Source organism: Pseudomonas cavernae (assembly GCF_003595175.1).
In the GTDB taxonomy this organism is placed as follows: Bacteria; Pseudomonadota; Gammaproteobacteria; order Pseudomonadales; family Pseudomonadaceae; genus Aquipseudomonas; species Aquipseudomonas cavernae.
The window spans coordinates 2,660,971-2,676,656 of the sequence record NZ_CP032419.1 but is presented as its reverse complement, the minus strand read 5'-3'; the positions used below and the strand labels follow the sequence as shown (position 1 = coordinate 2,676,656).

Genomic DNA, 15,686 nt, shown 5'->3' with positions numbered 1-15,686 from the left:
TTCAGGTAGGCGCTGAGTGAGCCGATCGCTTCGCCTTCGTGGAAGAAGGCCTTGTTCCACTGTTTGCCTTAGTCTCTGTAGCGGTTCTGAACGGCGAGATGGCCGCTACTGCAGTGCTTTGATGGACATGATCGAGGCGTTCATGCCCGCAGCGCGGAACTCGAACGCCACGCGGTCGCCGACTCTCAGCCCCGCCAGTTGCACAGGTGTCGCGCTGAACGCCATGGTCATGGCTGGCCACTGCAAGACCGGCACGGCGTCATGGGCGAGGGTGACGGTGTTCTGCTGGATGTCGATGGCCTTGACCGTGCCTTCGGCCTTGGCGATGGGCGCCTGCTGCGCTTCCTGCTTCATCTGCATGCCCTCCATGGGTATGTTCCCCATCTTCATGCCCGGCATGTCCTCGGCGAGGACGGGAAGGGATAGCGAGACGATTGCGCTTGCAACGGCGATCAGGACCTTCTTCATACAGCTTCTCCTTGACGGTTGGTGGATACAGCGGGGAGATGCCGACGGCGCATCAAGCGGTAGGCCGCCGGAATGACGAACAGGGAAAGCAAGGGCGCGGTGACCATGCCACCGACCATGGGCGCGGCGATGCGGCTCATCACCTCGCTGCCGGTGCCGCTGTCCAAGAGGATAGGTAGCAGGCCGGCGATGATCACCGCCACCGTCATGGCCTTAGGTCGCACACGCTGTACGGCACCTTCGCGAATCGCTGCGACCAGCCCACGCTCAGTGTTGTCACCGGTGTCTTCACGTTCGGCCCAGGCGTTCTTCAGGTAGAGCAGCATGATCACGCCGAACTCGGCCGCCACCCCGGCCAGGGCGATAAAGCCGACGCCGGTGGCCACCGACAGGTTGAAGTCCAGGAGGTAGAGGAACCATGCCCCGCCGGTCAGGGCGAACGGCAGCGTGGCCATGATCAAGCAGGCCTCGTCGAAGCGGGCGAAGGTCAGGTAGAGCAGCACGAAGATGATCAGCAGGGTGGCCGGCACCACCAGCTTGAGCCGCGCGTTGGCCCGTTCGAGAAACTCGAACTGCCCCGAGTAGCTCAGGCTCATCCCCGGCTGCAGCTTGACCTGCTCGCCGACGACTCGACGCAGGTCGGCGACCACCGAGGCGATATCCCGGCCACGCACGTCGATATACACCCAGCCGGAAGGCCGCGCGTTCTCGCTCTTGAGCATGGGTGGCCCATCGTTGACCTTGATCCTGGCCACCGTGCCCAGGGTGATCTGGCCCCCCTGCGGGGTGTAGATCGGCAGTTGCTCCAGGGCGCCGAGCGAGTCGCGCCACTCACGGGGATAGCGCACGTTGATCGGGAAGCGCGCCAGCCCTTCGATGGTCTCCCCGACGTTTTCGCCACCGATGGCGCCGGCCACGATCGATTGCACATCGGCGATATTCAGCCCGTAACGGGCGGCAGCCTGGCGGTCGATGTCCACATCGATGTAGCGCCCGCCAGTCAGGCGCTCGGCCAGGGCCGAACTCACGCCCGGAACGCTCTTGGCCGCGCGCTCGACTGCCTGGGTGACCTGGTCGATCTCCGTCAGGTTGCTGCCGGCGACCTTCACCCCGATCGGGCTCTTGATCCCGGTGGCGAGCATGTCGATGCGGTTGCGGATCGGCGGAATCCAGATATTGGTCAGCCCCGGCACCTGGACCACCTGATCCAGTTCCTCCACCAGCTTCTCCTGGGTCAAGCCGGGTCGCCATTGCTCGCGCGGTTTGAACTGGATGGTGGTCTCGAACATCTCCAGCGGCGCCGGGTCGGTGGCGGTTTCGGCGCGTCCGGCCTTACCGAACACGTGCTCGACTTCCGGTACCGTCTTGATCAGGCGGTCGGTCTGCTGCAGCAACTGCGCCGCCTTCTGCGCCGACAAACCCGGCAGGGCCGAAGGCATGTAGAGCAGGTCGCCCTCATCCAGCGGCGGCAGGAACTCGCCGCCCAGCCGGGAGATTGGCCACAGCGCGCTGAGAAAAACCAGCAGCGCGACCAGCAGGGTGACCTTGGGCCGACGCAGCACCGCATCGAGGGCCGGTTGGTAGATCCTGATCAACCAACGGTTCAGCGGGTTCTGCTCTTCATTGGGAATCCGTCCGCGAATCCAGTAGCCCATCAATACCGGCACCAGGGTCACCGAGAGGCCGGCCGCCGCGGCCATGGCATAGGTCTTGGTGAAGGCCAGCGGGCCGAACAGGCGGCCCTCCTGGGCTTCCAGGGTGAACACCGGGATAAACGACAGGGTGATGATCAGCAGGCAGAAGAACAGCGCCGGACCGACCTCGGCCGCGGCTTCGGTCATCACATGCCAGTGATGCTCGCCCGCCAATTCTTCCCCAGGATGGGCTGCGTGCCAGGCCTCGACCTTCTTGTGGGCGTTCTCGATCATCACCACCGCGGCATCGATCATGGCGCCGATGGCGATGGCGATTCCGCCGAGGGACATGATGTTGGCGTTGATCCCTTGATAGCGCATGACGATGAACGCGATGAGTATGCCAACCGGCAGCGAGATGATCGCCACCAGGGACGAACGCAAATGCCAGAGGAAGACCGCGCAGACCAGGGCGACGACGATGAACTCCTCGAGCAGCTTGTGGCTGAGGTTTTCCACGGCGCGGTCGATCAGCTTGCTGCGGTCGTAGGTGGTGACGATTTCCACCCCGGCCGGCAGGCTGCTCTGCAGTTCGTCGAGCTTGGCCTTGACCGCGGCAATGGTTTCGCGGGCATTCTTGCCGCTGCGCAGAATCACCACGCCGCCGACCGTCTCGCCTTCGCCGTCGAGTTCGCTGATGCCGCGGCGCATCTCCGGTCCCTGCTGGATAGTCGCCACGTCGCCGAGGGTCACCGGCACGCCACCGGCACCGAGCTTGAGGGGAATCGCGCGGAAGTCATTCAACGTCTTCAGGTAGCCGGAAGCGCGCACCATGAACTCGGCCTCCGCCATCTCCAGCACGGCACCACCGGTTTCCTGGTTGGCCCGGCCTATGGCCTCGATCACTTCGGCCTGGGTGATGCCCAGACTGGCCAGCCTGAGCGGATCGAGCAGCACCTGGTACTGCTTGACCATGCCGCCGACGGTCGCCACTTCCGCGACGTTCGCCAGGGTCTTCAACTCGAACTTGAGGAACCAGTCCTGCAGCGCGCGCAGTTGCGCCAGGTCGTGCCCGCCGCTGCGATCCACCAGAGCGTACTGGTAGATCCAGCCCACCCCGGTGGCATCCGGCCCCAGAGCCGGCTTGGCGCTGGCCGGCAGGCGACTCTGGATCTGGCTGAGGTACTCCAGCACCCGCGAGCGAGCCCAGTACAGGTCGGTGCCGTCCTCGAACAGCACATAGACGAAGCTGTCGCCGAAGAACGAGAAGCCGCGCACCGTCTTCGCCCCCGGCACCGAGAGCATGGTGGTGGCCAGCGGATAGGTGACCTGATTCTCGACGATCTGCGGTGCCTGGCCGGGGTAGGGGGTGCGGATGATCACCTGCACATCGGAGAGGTCTGGCAGCGCATCGATGGGCGTGCTTTGCACCGACCAGACGCCCCAGGCGCTGGCGAACAGCGTGGCCAGCAACACCAGGAAACGGTTGGCCACCGACCAGCGGATCAGTGCGGCGATCATGGCTGGCCTCCCAGCTTCTGCAGGCGCTCAATCACCAAACCATCGTCGGTTTGGCGCACCGCCACACGTACCTTGTCGCCTGCCTTCACCCCGAGCATCAGGGCCGGGTCCGCCAGCGGGAAGGTCATGGTCATGCCGGGCATACCCAGGGTCTTGAACGGACCATGGGCGAGGGTCACGCCTTGGTTAGTGATCTCGACGATTTGCCCCTCGGCCTCATGCAAGGCGGGGCCTGCAATGGCAGGCTCCGGCATTGGCGCGGGATTCGCGACTATGCCCTTGAGGCTGGCTTCGGAATCGAGCAGGAATTGTCCGGAGGCGACCACCTGCTGGCCTTCCTCGAGACCTTGCAGCACCACCGTCTTGCCTTCGTTTTCCCGCCCGAGCTGTACTTCGACCGGGCGGTAGCGCCCGCCGTCTTCGGCGAGCATCACCAGGGCACGGCGGCCGGTGCGGATGACCGCCTCGCTCGGCACCCACAACAGGCTTTGTTCAGTCGACCGGTTCAGGCGCACCTGCGCGGTCAAGCCTGGCCGCAGGCGGCCGTCGGGATTGGGCAGTTCGACACGCACGCGAACCGTGCGGCTGTCCGGATTCGTCTCAGGCAGAACGGCGCTGACCGTGCCGCCGAGCACTTCCCCTGGGAAGGCCGGCAGGCGTGCCTCGACCGCCTGGCCAACGGCAATCGCCCCAACCTCGGCCTCCGGAACGGCTACCGCGAGCCAGACGCTACTCAAACCGTTGACGCGGGCCAGGGTGTCGCCGGCCGCGACGCTCATGCCCGCACGCACATCCAGCTCCTGCAGTACACCGGCAATCGGGCTGGTAAGGGTCAGAACCGGCAGGGGCTTGCCGCTGCGTTCCACCTGGGCGATCAGCGCCGTCGGCATGCCGGTGAGGCGCAGGCGTTGGCGTGCTGCTGCCAGCAAGCCGGCGTCGCCACTGCGCTTGAGCGCGAGGAACTCCTCCTGGGCCGCGGCCCATTCCGGCACCAACAGGTCGGCCAGCGGCGCATTGGCCGTCAGCAGATCGCCGGGCGCACGGGCATAGACGCGCTCGACAAAGCCAGCGGTACGCGCCTGCACCACCGCGATATCCCGTTCGTTGAACGCCAATACGCCGACCACCTCCAGGTTGCTGGCGAGGGCCCCGCGGGTGACTGGAGCCAGGCGCAGGCCGAGATTCTGGGTCAGGCTGGGGTCGATGCTGATGGCCGCGCTGTCCGCCGCTGCATCGGCGTACTGGGGCACCAGTTCCATGTCCATGAAGGGCGATTTTCCCGGCTTGTCGAACTTCTGCTGCGGGTACATCGGGTCGTACCAATACAGCACCTGGCGTTGGTCTTGCGCGGCGGCACCCGGCTCGGTGGCGGCGCTGGGCATTCCATCCATGCGCTGTTGAGCGAACCAGTAGCCGCCGGCAACGCCGAGGACGACCGACAGACCTGTCAACAAAGCCCCTTGCCAGATTCGCGCAGTCATTGGTGATTCTCCCCGTAAGTGAAATACAGGCGGGCGCTGGTCAGGGCCCGCTGTTCTTCAAAGTCGATATGTTTGAGGCGCGCCTCGATCAGTTCGCGACGGGCGGCGATGACGGCCGCCAGGTCACCTTTGCCGGCGCGGTAGCTGGCCATGGTCAGCGCCACCTTTTCCTTGGCCAGGGGCAACAGGCTGTTCTGGCTGCGGCGCACGGCGCGGTTCAGGCGCTGGTATTCGGCAAGATCATCTTCCAGCTGCTGGGCATGCTCGCGGGTGAGGGCTTCGCGCTCGGCCTCCAGTTGGTTCAGCTCGGCATGTTTGGCGGCGATCTTGGGGTTCTGCCGGGAGCCGGGAAATAGCGGCAGATCGAAGCTGAGCTGCACGCTCATCATGTCGCCGAACTCACGGCCGCGGCGCTGGTAGTCGAGTTCCCAGCTCCAGTCGGACTTCTTTTCCGCCACCGCCTCGTGCACCTTGGCTTGCGCCTCGCGGGTCATCGGGACAAAGGCTGTCAGCGCGGGATGGTGGGGCAATTTATGGCTGTAGCCGGCGACGTTGATGGGCCACTCCGGCAAGTTGCCGGCCAACGGCTCATCGGCGGCCGGGCCGATCCAGCGCCTGAGTGCCGCACGGGCCTGCGCGCGCAAGCGGATCAGCTCGTCCTCTTGCTCATCCAGCAGGGCCGCCTCCTGCCTCGGCGTCACGGCATCGGCGGCCTGTGCTCGGCCGCCGGCGATCTGCGCGCGGACGGCATCTGCTAGCAGGCGATTCTCGCGAAAGAAGTCTTGGAACAGTGCCTGTTTGCGCTCCACCGAGTAGCTGCTGATCCAGGCCAGAGCGGTAGCCTGGCGGACGTTCAGGCGCTCGACCCGGCGTTCAGCCGTGGCCCGGTCGACGGCCGCCTCTGCCACCTCGATGCGTGCCCGGCGTTTGTCACGGTTGGGCACCTCTTGCATGACCCCAACCATCTGCATGGTCATGAAGTCCTGGTCGATGCTCCAGCGATCGGGACCGCCAATGGGATAGTTCTGCACGCCCAGCAGTAACTTCGGATCGGGTAATTCACCGGCCGGGATGGCGGCACTATTGGCCGCCTCCAACTTGGCCGCCTGGGCGGTCAGCGAAGGGGCATTGTCTTCGCTCAAGCGCAAGGCTTCATCGAGTGTCAGGGGGGCGGCTTGACTCGGCAATGCCAGCACGGTCGCCACCAGGGCAGCCGCGACGGGCCACGCGGCGCAATAGCGTTTGGAGTGCATGTTCATGATTCCTGTGGTGGTCCTGCTCGCCGCTCGAGCGTGCGCACAGGTCGGCCATCCCGCTGGTGGCGGGATGGAACTCAGCTAGGTACAGGAATCAAACGCGGGGAGGGCGCCACACCCCGGAAGGGGCCTGGGCTGGCAGGAAGTCGCTGGAGAAGGAAAGCACAACGGGGCTGGACAAGGTGACGGGAGGCTTCACGATCGACACTTGCAGCAGGCTGGCGGTCTTGCATTCCTGGCCGGGCTTGCAGGGTTTGCCATGATCGGAGGGACTGCCCATATCCTGGCAACAGTCCTGGCCCACATCCCCACTGGTTTCAGGCGTCATCATCGCCACGCCCGCCGCTTCCATCGGGCAAGGTTCTGTCGCTGCTGCGAGGCCCGCCATCCCGCTCAGGGGAAGCGCCAGGCTAATCAGGAAGATGAGGCAAAACCGCAGGCAGCGTTTCATGCTCGCCAGTCTAGCCGGGGATGTAGCGCCCAACAATGAGACGGGGCGGATGATTTCGAAATGCTTCCGAGCGCGACTGCGCCGCCAACTCTTTGTGGTAGCAACCTAGGGAAGGTCTGATTGACCGATGCGCAGCAGATCCGAGACAGGTTCTAAGGCTATCAATATAGCCAGAGTTGTTAACTCTCCCCACCGCGGACGTTACGCCGGTCAACGGGCCCAATATTCCTCATGCCGTGGAACTCTTCGAGTGGGAGTCTCTCTATCAAGGGGCCACTGGCAGGCCATTGTAAGGCGACTGCGGCCTGATTAGACTGCGCGGCACTCCGTGTCCCCCTTATTGCAAGGACTCCCATGATCAAGAAATGCTTGTTCCCGGCCGCCGGTTACGGCACCCGTTTTCTGCCTGCCACCAAGGCGATGCCGAAGGAAATGCTGCCGGTGGTGAACAAGCCACTGATTCAGTACGGCGTCGAAGAAGCGTTGGATGCCGGTCTGAGCGAAATTTCCATCGTCACCGGCCGCGGCAAGCGTGCCCTGGAAGACCACTTCGACATCAGCTATGAGCTGGAGCATCAGATCAAGGGCACCGACAAGGAGAAATACCTGGTCGGCATCCGCCGCCTGATCGACGAGTGCAGCTTCTCCTACACCCGCCAGGTGGAAATGAAAGGCCTGGGCCATGCGATTCTCAGTGGCCGCCCGCTGATCGGCGACGAGCCGTTCGCCGTGGTGCTGGCCGACGACCTGTGCCTTAACCTCGATGGCGACGGCGTGTTGACCCAGATGGTCAAGCTGTACAAGCAGTTCCGCTGCTCGATCGTGGCCATCCAGGAAGTGCCGCCGGAGGAAACCTCGAAGTACGGCGTGATCGCCGGCGAGATGATCCGCGATGACATCTACCGGGTGAACACCATGGTCGAGAAGCCGAAGCCGGAAGATGCGCCGTCCAACCTGGCGATCATCGGGCGCTACATCCTTACCCCGGACATCTTCGACCTGATCGAAAAGACCGAGCCGGGCAAGGGCGGTGAAATCCAGATCACCGACGCGCTGATGAAACAGGCCCAGGACGGCTGCGTGCTGGCCTACAAGTTCAAGGGCAAGCGCTTCGACTGCGGTGGCGCCGAAGGCTACATCGACGCGACCAATTTCTGCTTCGAGAACTACTACAAGACCGGCAAGGCGTTCTGAGACGTTTGCGGTTCAGCGACAAGGCCACCTGCGGGTGGCCTTGTCGTTTCCGATGGGTATCGCTGTGCTCAACCCATCCTACGGAATCGGCATGGCCTCTGAGCCGGGACCGAGCGGCTGGCCGTAGCTGAACTCGACATAATTACCGGCCGGGTCGCGCAGACCGCAGTAGTAGCCGACCGGATAGGGCTCGTCGCGCGGCGCCCAGATCAGGCAGCCGGCCTCTGCGGCCTGGGCGGCGATGGCATCGACCTGCTCGCGGCTTGCCAGGGCGAAGCCGAAGTGGCTGTAGTCGTCAGCAGCGAGCTGACGGTCTTGGCCGCCGGGCATGATGACGAAAATGAACGCGTGCTCCTTGCCGGGCTCGGCCATCCAGACGATCCGCGAGCCCTTGCCGGCGCGTTCGTGGATCACCCGCATGGCGCAGAAGCGGCTGTAGAACTGCACGCAGGCATCCAGATCGGGAACATGCAGGGCGATATGGGTGAGGGTGGGGCGCATGGGTTTTCTCCTTATCGCGTGCCTTGCAGTTTAGGCCCTGGCACTGGCGCTTGGCGGGATTGGGGTATGCTTGCCACCTATTTAGGAGACGCTCAAATGGCCTACGACTTCGACCTTTTCGTGATCGGCGCCGGTTCCGGTGGTGTGCGGGCGGCGCGCTTCGCCGCGGGTTTCGGCGCGCGCGTGGCGGTGGCGGAAAGCCGCTACCTGGGCGGCACCTGCGTGAATGTCGGCTGCGTGCCGAAGAAGCTGTTGGTCTATGGCGCGCACTTCGCCGATGACTTCGAGCAGGCGCAGGGCTACGGCTGGTCGCCGGGCGAAACAGGGTTCAACTGGCCGACGCTGATCAGCAACAAGAATCGCGAGATCCAGCGTCTGAATGGCATCTACCGCAACCTGCTGGTCAACTCCGGGGTGACCCTGCTGGAAAGCCATGCACGCCTGCTCGATGCCCATCATGTGGAAGTCGACGGCCAGCGCTTCAGCGCCGAACATATCCTCCTCGCCACTGGCGGTTGGCCGCAGATTCCCGAGATCCCCGGACATGAGCATGCAATCGGCTCGAACGAGGCGTTCTTCCTTCAGCAACTGCCCAAGCGTGTGCTGGTGGTCGGCGGCGGCTACATTGCCGTGGAGTTCGCCTCGATCTTCCACGGCATGGGCGCGCAGACCACTCTGCTGTATCGCCGTGAGCTGTTCCTGCGCGGTTTCGATGGCGCGGTGCGGCAGCATCTGAAAGAAGAGCTGGGCAGGAAGGGCCTGGAGCTGCAGTTCAACGCCGAGATCGCGCGGATCGACAAGCAAGCCGACGGCAGCCTGCTCGCCACCCTCAAGGATGGCCGCGTGTTGGAGGCCGATTGCGTGTTCTACGCCACCGGCCGGCGACCGATGCTCGACAACCTCGGCCTGGAAAACACCGGCGTCGAGTTGGATGAGCGCGGTTTTATCCGTGTCGACGAGCAGTTCCAGACCACCGAGCCGTCGATCCTCGCCATCGGCGATGTGATCGGCCGCGTGCAGCTGACTCCCGTGGCGCTGGCCGAGGGCATGGCGGTGGCGCGCCGGCTGTTCAAACCGGAGGAATACCGGCCAGTGGATTACGCGCACATTCCCACCGCCGTATTCAGCCTGCCGAACATCGGCACCGTCGGGCTCACCGAAGAAGAGGCGCGGCAGGCCGGGCATAAGGTGAAGATCTTCGAGAGCCGATTCCGCGCGCTGAAGCTGACCCTTACCGAATGCCAGGAACGCACCCTGATGAAGCTGGTGGTGGATGCCGAGACCGACCGGGTGTTGGGTTGCCATATGGTCGGCCCGGAGGCCGGCGAGATTATCCAGGGATTGGCCGTGGCGCTGAAGGCCGGGGCGACCAAACAGCTGTTCGACGAAACTCTCGGCGTGCATCCAACCGCCGCCGAGGAGTTTGTTACCATGCGCGCCCCCGTAACCAGCTGAAAGCACCATGGAACAACTTTTCTACCTGTCGGACCTGTTTGGCGTAGCCGTTTTCGCGATCACCGGAGCCTTGATGGCCGGGCGCAAGTCCATGGACCTGTTCGGCGTGCTGGTGATCGCCATCGTCACCGCGCTGGGTGGCGGCACCTTGCGCGATGTGATCCTCAATAACCATCCGGTCAGCTGGATTCGCAACGACACCTACATCCTGGTCGCCACCCTGGCGGCGATCGGCACCGTGCTGTGGGTGCGCCTGACCCGGCCGATCCACGAAACTGGCCTGCTGATCGCGGATGCCTTCGGCCTGGCGGTGTTCACCGTGATCGGCACCGAGGTGGCGCTGCAGCACGGCACGCCGATCAGCACGGCGGTGATCATGGGCGTGATGACCGGCGTCGCCGGCGGGGTGATGCGCGATGTGCTGTGCAACGAGATTCCGATGATCTTCCAGAAGGAAATCTACGCCACCTCGTGTATCGCCGGTTCGCTGGTGTTCATTGCCCTGCTGCAGATCGGTGTGACCCACTGGTTGGCGACCGGCATGGCGATGCTCACGGTGTTGTTCACCCGCCTGGCGGCGATCCGCTGGCATCTGTCACTACCGCGCTTCCATCTGCTCGACCGCATCTAAGAACCTGTCTACGATCTGCTGCGCGTCAGTCAAACTGCGTTGAAAACGGCTTCGGAATGCTCATTTACAACGCGTAAACTCCGCTTCCTCAGCCGTTTTCGCCTTGTTTGACTCTAGCTCGCGAGATCGTAAACAGGTTCTAAGAGCTTGCTCTGAAACGACAACGGCCACCCCAGGGTGGCCGTTGTCGTTATGGCGGGCGCGAACTACAGGCGCTCGACCTTGGGCATCTGCCATTGCCCGGCTTTCACCGCCGCGCTTGGCCCGTAGAGGCGCAGGGCGAGGAAGAACGGCCCCTTGGCCGGCGCCGGCAGCCAGTTGCTCTGCTCGGCTGGGGCCTCGGTCTGCAGCAGCAGGGTGAGACCGCCGTCCGCATCGCGTTGCAGCGCATCACGGCTGCTCAGGCAGTAGCGGTCGAGCGGGTTTACCACCAGTTGCCGGTCCGGCAGGTCATACAGGGTCAGCGACCAGAACTGGCTGGCCGGCGGCAGCTGATCGGGCGCGAAACGCAGGCGATATTTCTGCCCGGCCACCAGCGGCTGGCCGCTGCCGTCCAGCTTGGTGCCGGTGTAGAAGGCTTCCTCGATACTGTTGCCATAGATGCCCAGGGCGGCGCCCGAGGCGCGTTTCAGGTAATCGTTGGCCAGGGTCTTGCGGTCGCCGAACAGGCTGAGCGGCCGCGGGGTTTTCTCGGTGGCGGCCTTCAATTCCGCCTGCGCTTGCTGGATGCCGGCGATCAGCGCCTGGCGCTGTACCGCGCTGAGGGCCGCGGCATCGAAGGGTTGGCCGGGCACGATGCCGATGCGGGCGAAGCGCTCGCGCAGGCCACGTTCCGACTCGACCACCGGGCACAGGGTCAGCAGCTGGTTGAGATGGGGGATGAAGCCCGCACCCAAGCCGGTCTTGATCTCCCAGGGCAGCCAGGCGATCGCCGCTGCGGCTGCCGGGGCGGCGGTGCCGGCGTAGTCATGCAGGGCACGCAACTGGTACTGCTGCTGGATGGCGCGCACCGCCGGCAGGTCGTCGTGGCTGTTGAGGCCGGTGCGGCCGAGGATCATGACGATCTCGGCCTCGCTGCGTAGCACCTGCTTGATCCCGGCCGGCGTCTCGCCCTGCCACTCGGGGCCGGCGATCAGATAGTCACCCGCTTCGCGGCCGGTGCTGAGCACCCCGACATAGGCGAAGTTCTGTGTGTACTGGTCGACCAGCTGATGCACGTAGTAGCGCTTGGCATCCACCGCCGGCACGCTCAGCACCCAGGGCTCGGCGCGCAGGTCGAGCCAGGCCCAGGAGTAGGGCGTGTCGTTGTTCGGCGTGACGATGTCGCGGTTCTGCGGCGTGAACAGTTCGCTGTAGTGGCGGAACTGGCCGAAGCCGCCGACGTACTCGTTGGCCTTGGGATTGAGCGCCTGCTTCTGCATGGTTTGGTAATGCATGAGCATCGGGTAGGCATAGATCCAGGCGTCACGAGCGATGGCCTGGAACTCGGTGGGGTCGTCGCTCAGCGGCTGGGCGGCGGCCAGCAACCAGCTCGGGCAGGCCAGCCCGGCGCCGAGGGCGGTTAGGCCGCCGAGCAACTGGCGTCGAGACAAGGTGTGACGACGGCTGAAGGGGATATCCCGCATGCCTTACTCCTGGCCGCCGACGGGCGTGATGGCGGGCAATTGGTAAGTGCCCTTGAGGGCGCTTTCCTTGGGCAGATAGAGGCGCAGCAGCATGTTGAACTGGCCTTTTGGCGCCGGCAGCCAGTTGGCTTGCTGGGTGGCTGCCGGTGCGTCGTGCTGGAGATACAGGGTCAGGCCACCATCGGCGTCGTAGACCAGGCCGGGGGTGCGATCACCGATGGAATAGCGCTGGATCGGGTTGGCCACCAACAGCTGGGTCTGGCTGTCATACATGGTCAGCGACCAGAACGAGTTCACCGGCGGCAACTGCCCGGCGGCGAAGTGCAGGCGGTAGCGCTTGCTGCCGTTCAACGGCTGGCCCTGGCTGTCCTGCAGGGCGATGGGGTAGAGCGCCTCGGCGGCGTCGTTGACGTAGATGTAGCGCCAGGCGGCGGCTGCACGGGTCAGGTCGTCGCTGCCGAAATGCCCGACATTGGCCGGCGAGCTGTACCAGCCGTTGCGATTCGGCGAGATGCTCACGGACGCCGCCTTGACCTTGTCGCGGCCAGCTTCGGCGCCGGCGTCTACCGCCGCGGCGATTTCTGCCGACGGCTTGAAGTCCAGCCCCGGACCGACGCCGATCTCGGCGAAGCGTTGGAGCTGCGCCTGCTCCTCGGCCGACCAGGCATGCAGCGGCGCCAGGGCATTGAAGGTGCTGAACAGTGCGCTGGCCTTGCCTGCCTTGGTGTTGCTGTAGGGCGGCAGCGTCAGTTTCGGCAACGCTGCCGGGGCGTCTTGCTTGAGCGCGGCGGACAGGCTCTGCAGGCGATATTCCTTGAGCACCGCGGCGGCGGCGGGCTGGTCGGCCGCGCCCTTGACTTCGGTACGACCGAGCAGGAATACCACTCGACTCGGCGAGCGGATCAGACCGTCGAAGCCGGCCGGCAGCTGGCCTTGCCAGTCGGGGCCGGCGATCAGGTAGCGGCCGGCGGCGGTGCCGGTGGCGCGGGTGCCGATGTAGTCGAGGTTGTTGGTGCGCAGGTCGACCAGCTGGAAGCTGTAGTAGCGCTTGCCTTCAGCCGGCACGCTGAGCACCTGCGGCTCGCTGCGCAAGTCGAGCAGGGCGCGCGAGTAGAAGGTGTCGTTGTTCGGCGAGACGACATTCTTGTCATCCGGCCCCAGCAACCGTGCTTCTCCAAACAGCACGTTGTACGGCAGTTTGGCGGCGATGGCGTTGAGCACCTTGTCGTGCTCGGCCGTGGCATAGGCGAACACGTAGGCCTCTGCGGCCAGCTTGCGGGCTTGCTCCGGGCTGGGGGCGGCGTGGGCGATCGGCAGGCCAAGGCTGAGCGTCAGGGCGAGTAGGCTCAGGCGACGATGGAGGACGGTGCGCGGACTCGTTGTTGTCATTTTGGACTCCGATTGAGGGGAAGTGGGCAGCGCCGATCAGGGCTGCCGGCGACCCGGGGCGGCAGACTCAGCCCTCGGCCTGGCGGAACTGCTTGGGCGTGATGCCGTATTGCTTGCGAAAGGCGCGGATGAAATTGCTCGCCTGGCTGTAGCCGATGCGCGTAGCGATGCTCTCGATCGGTTGATCCGAGCTTCTCAGCCACTGCCGCGCCAGGTGTAGCTGTTGGTTCGGCGCACGCTTGGCTTCGGGCGGGCGCGATGGCTTGTGGGTGGCGCGCAGCGCCTGATACAGGAACTCGTTGGCACCCTGCAACGGCAGCGCCAGCACAGCGCTGGGCAGTAGCAGGCTCAGGGTGCTGGCGTGGCGGTAGGGAATGCCCCAGCTGTGCAGCAACTGACCGCAGTGCTGTTGTTCGGTGATCTGCGCTTCGACAAACACTTCGGCCGGGCTCAGGCCGACCCGGCGGGACATGTTGCGCACCAGCGCCAGCACACAGGAGTCGAGCCCGAAGGCATGCGGCGCCAGCGAGGCATTGAAGGTCACACGGCTGAAGCCATCCTGCTGAGTGATCTCCGGCTGGATATGGCCCATCAGGCTCGGCAGGCATTCGACCAGGCACTGCAGGCTGTCACCCAGGGTGGCGGCGGAATCGAGAAGAATGTTCAGGCCTTGCAGGTAGGTGCTGCTCAAGCCCACCCGCAGCCCGCAGCCGAACTGATCGCTGGCGCCGATTGCCGCGCACTCGTCGAACAGTTGCAGGACCTGCTGCGCGGGAATCAGCTGACTGTGGTCATGCAACACCTCGGCCGACAGGCCAACCCGGGCGCAGAGCTCGTCGATCGGCAGCTGGCACTGCGCGGCGTAATTGAGGATGGTGCTGGCCCAAGCGCTGGCCACCAAGGGTTCCTGGTGCATACCGATACCTCATGCACGTGTGATGTATGTGCGGGGCGTTTACTACAACAGCTTGGGCTGATATTTATCAAATGCATTTACTACATACAAAGAATGCGTGAGGTGCATATTGGATCTGCGTCAGTTTCGTCATTTCGCCGCCCTGGCGGAAAACGGCAGTTTCGTGCGGGCGGCCGATGTGGTCGGGCTCAGCCAACCGGCGTTCAGCCGCAGCATTCAGGCGCTGGAGCAGTCGCTCGACTGTCAACTGGTGGATCGCAGCAGCCGCGAGCTGCGTCTGACCGCCCAAGGTCAACTGGTGCTGCAGCATGCCCGACGGCTCCTGGCCGGGGCGCGCACCCTGCAGAACGAGCTGATTCAGTACAACGGCTTGACGGCTGGTGAACTGCGTTTCGGCAGCGGTCCATCACCCGCACAGTTGCTGGTGCCGGAGGCGTTAGCGGACTTCATCCAGGCCCATCCCGGCATCCAGATCGGCTACGAGATCAACCACTGGGATGTCCTCGCCGGACGGCTGAAGGAGGAGCAACTGGAGTTCTTCGTCGCCGACGTGCGCTATTTTGTCGGCGATCCGCAGTACCAGGTACAGCTCTTGCGCCGCCGGCGCGGGCGCTTCTTCTGCCGCCCAGGCCATCCCTTGCTTGCCCATGACTCGCTGAAGCTGGCCGAGTTGCTGAAGTTTCCGATTGTCGGTACCCGCTTGCCGCCGGCGTTGCGCAAGATTTTTGGGCAGGCAGTCGGCCAGGCGGACTTCGTGCCCAGCATCGAGTGCGGCCACTTCGATGCGATCTTGCGCATCGTCGGGCGCTCCCAGGCCGTTGGCCTGGCCACCATGGAGGCGTTGATCGAGCCGCGGCGGCGCGGCGAGGTGGCGTTGCTGCGTATCACCGATCTGCCCGACCAGCCGGCGGACATGCAGATCTGTTACGGCATCGTCAGCCGCGCCGGGCAACAGCTCTCGCCGGCGGCACAGGCCATGGTGGCGGTCATCGCCGAAACCGACCTACGTCTGGCCGGCGACGAAGAGCCCTGAGGCGCCGGCTTAGGCCAGGTTGCCGGCGCCGCCTTGCTCCTGGAGCGGGCTGACGAGCCGCTGGATCTGCTGCTCGCGGGTGCGGTTGCGCCGGTATTGGGCGTCCATACACGCGCTCAGATGGCAACGGC

General features: G+C 64.7%; 13 protein-coding genes. 4 read left to right on the top strand and 9 right to left on the bottom strand.

Features of this window, described 5'->3' with window-relative positions:
- Window positions 1–105 precede the first annotated feature (105 nt).
- The 5 genes from D3880_RS12185 to D3880_RS12165 form a co-directional block, all read right to left on the bottom strand.
- The gene (locus tag D3880_RS12185; RefSeq protein WP_119893695.1) at window positions 106–468 is read right to left on the bottom strand and encodes a copper-binding protein; all 363 of its coding nucleotides are present in this window, start codon (window positions 466–468) and stop codon (window positions 106–108) included.
- The gene (locus D3880_RS12180; protein WP_119893694.1) at window positions 465–3,623 is read right to left on the bottom strand and encodes an efflux RND transporter permease subunit; all 3,159 of its coding nucleotides are present in this window, start codon (window positions 3,621–3,623) and stop codon (window positions 465–467) included. Before D3880_RS12180 ends, D3880_RS12185 begins: the two co-directional genes overlap by 4 nt.
- The gene (locus D3880_RS12175) at window positions 3,620–5,104 is read right to left on the bottom strand and encodes an efflux RND transporter periplasmic adaptor subunit (RefSeq protein ID WP_119893693.1); all 1,485 of its coding nucleotides are present in this window, start codon (window positions 5,102–5,104) and stop codon (window positions 3,620–3,622) included. Before D3880_RS12175 ends, D3880_RS12180 begins: the two co-directional genes overlap by 4 nt.
- Entirely contained in the window at window positions 5,101–6,357 is a 1,257-nt protein-coding gene (locus D3880_RS12170) for a TolC family protein (protein ID WP_119893692.1), read from the bottom strand. Before D3880_RS12170 ends, D3880_RS12175 begins: the two co-directional genes overlap by 4 nt.
- A gap of 97 nt (window positions 6,358–6,454) precedes the next feature.
- On the bottom strand, window positions 6,455–6,811 hold the full coding sequence (locus tag D3880_RS12165) for a hypothetical protein (protein ID WP_119893691.1): 357 nt from the start codon (window positions 6,809–6,811) through the stop codon (window positions 6,455–6,457).
- Between the two features lie 354 nt (window positions 6,812–7,165).
- Between D3880_RS12165 and galU the strand changes: the two genes are divergently transcribed.
- Window positions 7,166–8,005 (top strand): UTP--glucose-1-phosphate uridylyltransferase GalU, encoded by an 840-nt coding sequence (galU, locus tag D3880_RS12160; protein WP_119893690.1) that lies wholly within the window; start codon window positions 7,166–7,168, stop codon window positions 8,003–8,005.
- Between the two features lie 78 nt (window positions 8,006–8,083).
- Here galU and D3880_RS12155 read toward each other — a convergent pair whose 3' ends face one another.
- On the bottom strand, window positions 8,084–8,506 hold the full coding sequence (locus tag D3880_RS12155; protein ID WP_119893689.1) for a VOC family protein: 423 nt from the start codon (window positions 8,504–8,506) through the stop codon (window positions 8,084–8,086).
- 96 nt (window positions 8,507–8,602) lie between these two features.
- Here D3880_RS12155 and gorA point away from each other — a divergent pair, with 96 nt between their 5' ends.
- On the top strand, window positions 8,603–9,961 hold the full coding sequence (gene gorA / locus D3880_RS12150) for a glutathione-disulfide reductase (protein ID WP_119893688.1): 1,359 nt from the start codon (window positions 8,603–8,605) through the stop codon (window positions 9,959–9,961).
- Between the two features lie 7 nt (window positions 9,962–9,968).
- The gene (locus tag D3880_RS12145; protein ID WP_119893687.1) at window positions 9,969–10,592 is read left to right on the top strand and encodes a trimeric intracellular cation channel family protein; all 624 of its coding nucleotides are present in this window, start codon (window positions 9,969–9,971) and stop codon (window positions 10,590–10,592) included.
- A 206-nt stretch (window positions 10,593–10,798) separates the two neighbouring features.
- Here D3880_RS12145 and D3880_RS12140 read toward each other — a convergent pair whose 3' ends face one another.
- The 3 genes from D3880_RS12140 to D3880_RS12130 form a co-directional block, all read right to left on the bottom strand.
- Entirely contained in the window at window positions 10,799–12,217 is a 1,419-nt protein-coding gene (locus tag D3880_RS12140) for a DUF1254 domain-containing protein (protein ID WP_119893686.1), read from the bottom strand.
- A 3-nt stretch (window positions 12,218–12,220) separates the two neighbouring features.
- The gene (locus D3880_RS12135) at window positions 12,221–13,606 is read right to left on the bottom strand and encodes a DUF1254 domain-containing protein (protein ID WP_119893685.1); all 1,386 of its coding nucleotides are present in this window, start codon (window positions 13,604–13,606) and stop codon (window positions 12,221–12,223) included.
- Between the two features lie 67 nt (window positions 13,607–13,673).
- Window positions 13,674–14,522 (bottom strand): AraC family transcriptional regulator, encoded by an 849-nt coding sequence (locus D3880_RS12130; RefSeq protein ID WP_119893684.1) that lies wholly within the window; start codon window positions 14,520–14,522, stop codon window positions 13,674–13,676.
- 109 nt (window positions 14,523–14,631) lie between these two features.
- Here D3880_RS12130 and D3880_RS12125 point away from each other — a divergent pair, with 109 nt between their 5' ends.
- Window positions 14,632–15,555: a LysR family transcriptional regulator gene (locus D3880_RS12125; protein ID WP_119893683.1), complete on the top strand. Its 924-nt coding sequence runs from the start codon at window positions 14,632–14,634 to the stop codon at window positions 15,553–15,555.
- Window positions 15,556–15,686: the final 131 nt, after the last annotated feature.

Excerpts from the sequence above, each read along its gene's own strand:
- D3880_RS12175 (WP_119893693.1), bottom strand. The coding sequence starts at position 5,104 with ATGACTGCGCGAATCTGGCAAGGGGCTTTGTTGACAGGTCTGTCGGTC.
- D3880_RS12140 (WP_119893686.1), bottom strand. The coding sequence starts at position 12,217 with ATGCGGGATATCCCCTTCAGCCGTCGTCACACCTTGTCTCGACGCCAG.
- D3880_RS12155 (WP_119893689.1), bottom strand. The coding sequence starts at position 8,506 with ATGCGCCCCACCCTCACCCATATCGCCCTGCATGTTCCCGATCTGGAT.
- gorA (WP_119893688.1), top strand. The coding sequence starts at position 8,603 with ATGGCCTACGACTTCGACCTTTTCGTGATCGGCGCCGGTTCCGGTGGT.
- D3880_RS12185 (WP_119893695.1), bottom strand. The coding sequence starts at position 468 with ATGAAGAAGGTCCTGATCGCCGTTGCAAGCGCAATCGTCTCGCTATCC.
- D3880_RS12135 (WP_119893685.1), bottom strand. The coding sequence starts at position 13,606 with ATGACAACAACGAGTCCGCGCACCGTCCTCCATCGTCGCCTGAGCCTA.
- D3880_RS12165 (WP_119893691.1), bottom strand. The coding sequence starts at position 6,811 with ATGAAACGCTGCCTGCGGTTTTGCCTCATCTTCCTGATTAGCCTGGCG.
- D3880_RS12170 (WP_119893692.1), bottom strand. The coding sequence starts at position 6,357 with ATGCACTCCAAACGCTATTGCGCCGCGTGGCCCGTCGCGGCTGCCCTG.
- D3880_RS12145 (WP_119893687.1), top strand. The coding sequence starts at position 9,969 with ATGGAACAACTTTTCTACCTGTCGGACCTGTTTGGCGTAGCCGTTTTC.
- D3880_RS12130 (WP_119893684.1), bottom strand. The coding sequence starts at position 14,522 with ATGCACCAGGAACCCTTGGTGGCCAGCGCTTGGGCCAGCACCATCCTC.
- D3880_RS12180 (WP_119893694.1), bottom strand. The coding sequence starts at position 3,623 with ATGATCGCCGCACTGATCCGCTGGTCGGTGGCCAACCGTTTCCTGGTG.
- galU (WP_119893690.1), top strand. The coding sequence starts at position 7,166 with ATGATCAAGAAATGCTTGTTCCCGGCCGCCGGTTACGGCACCCGTTTT.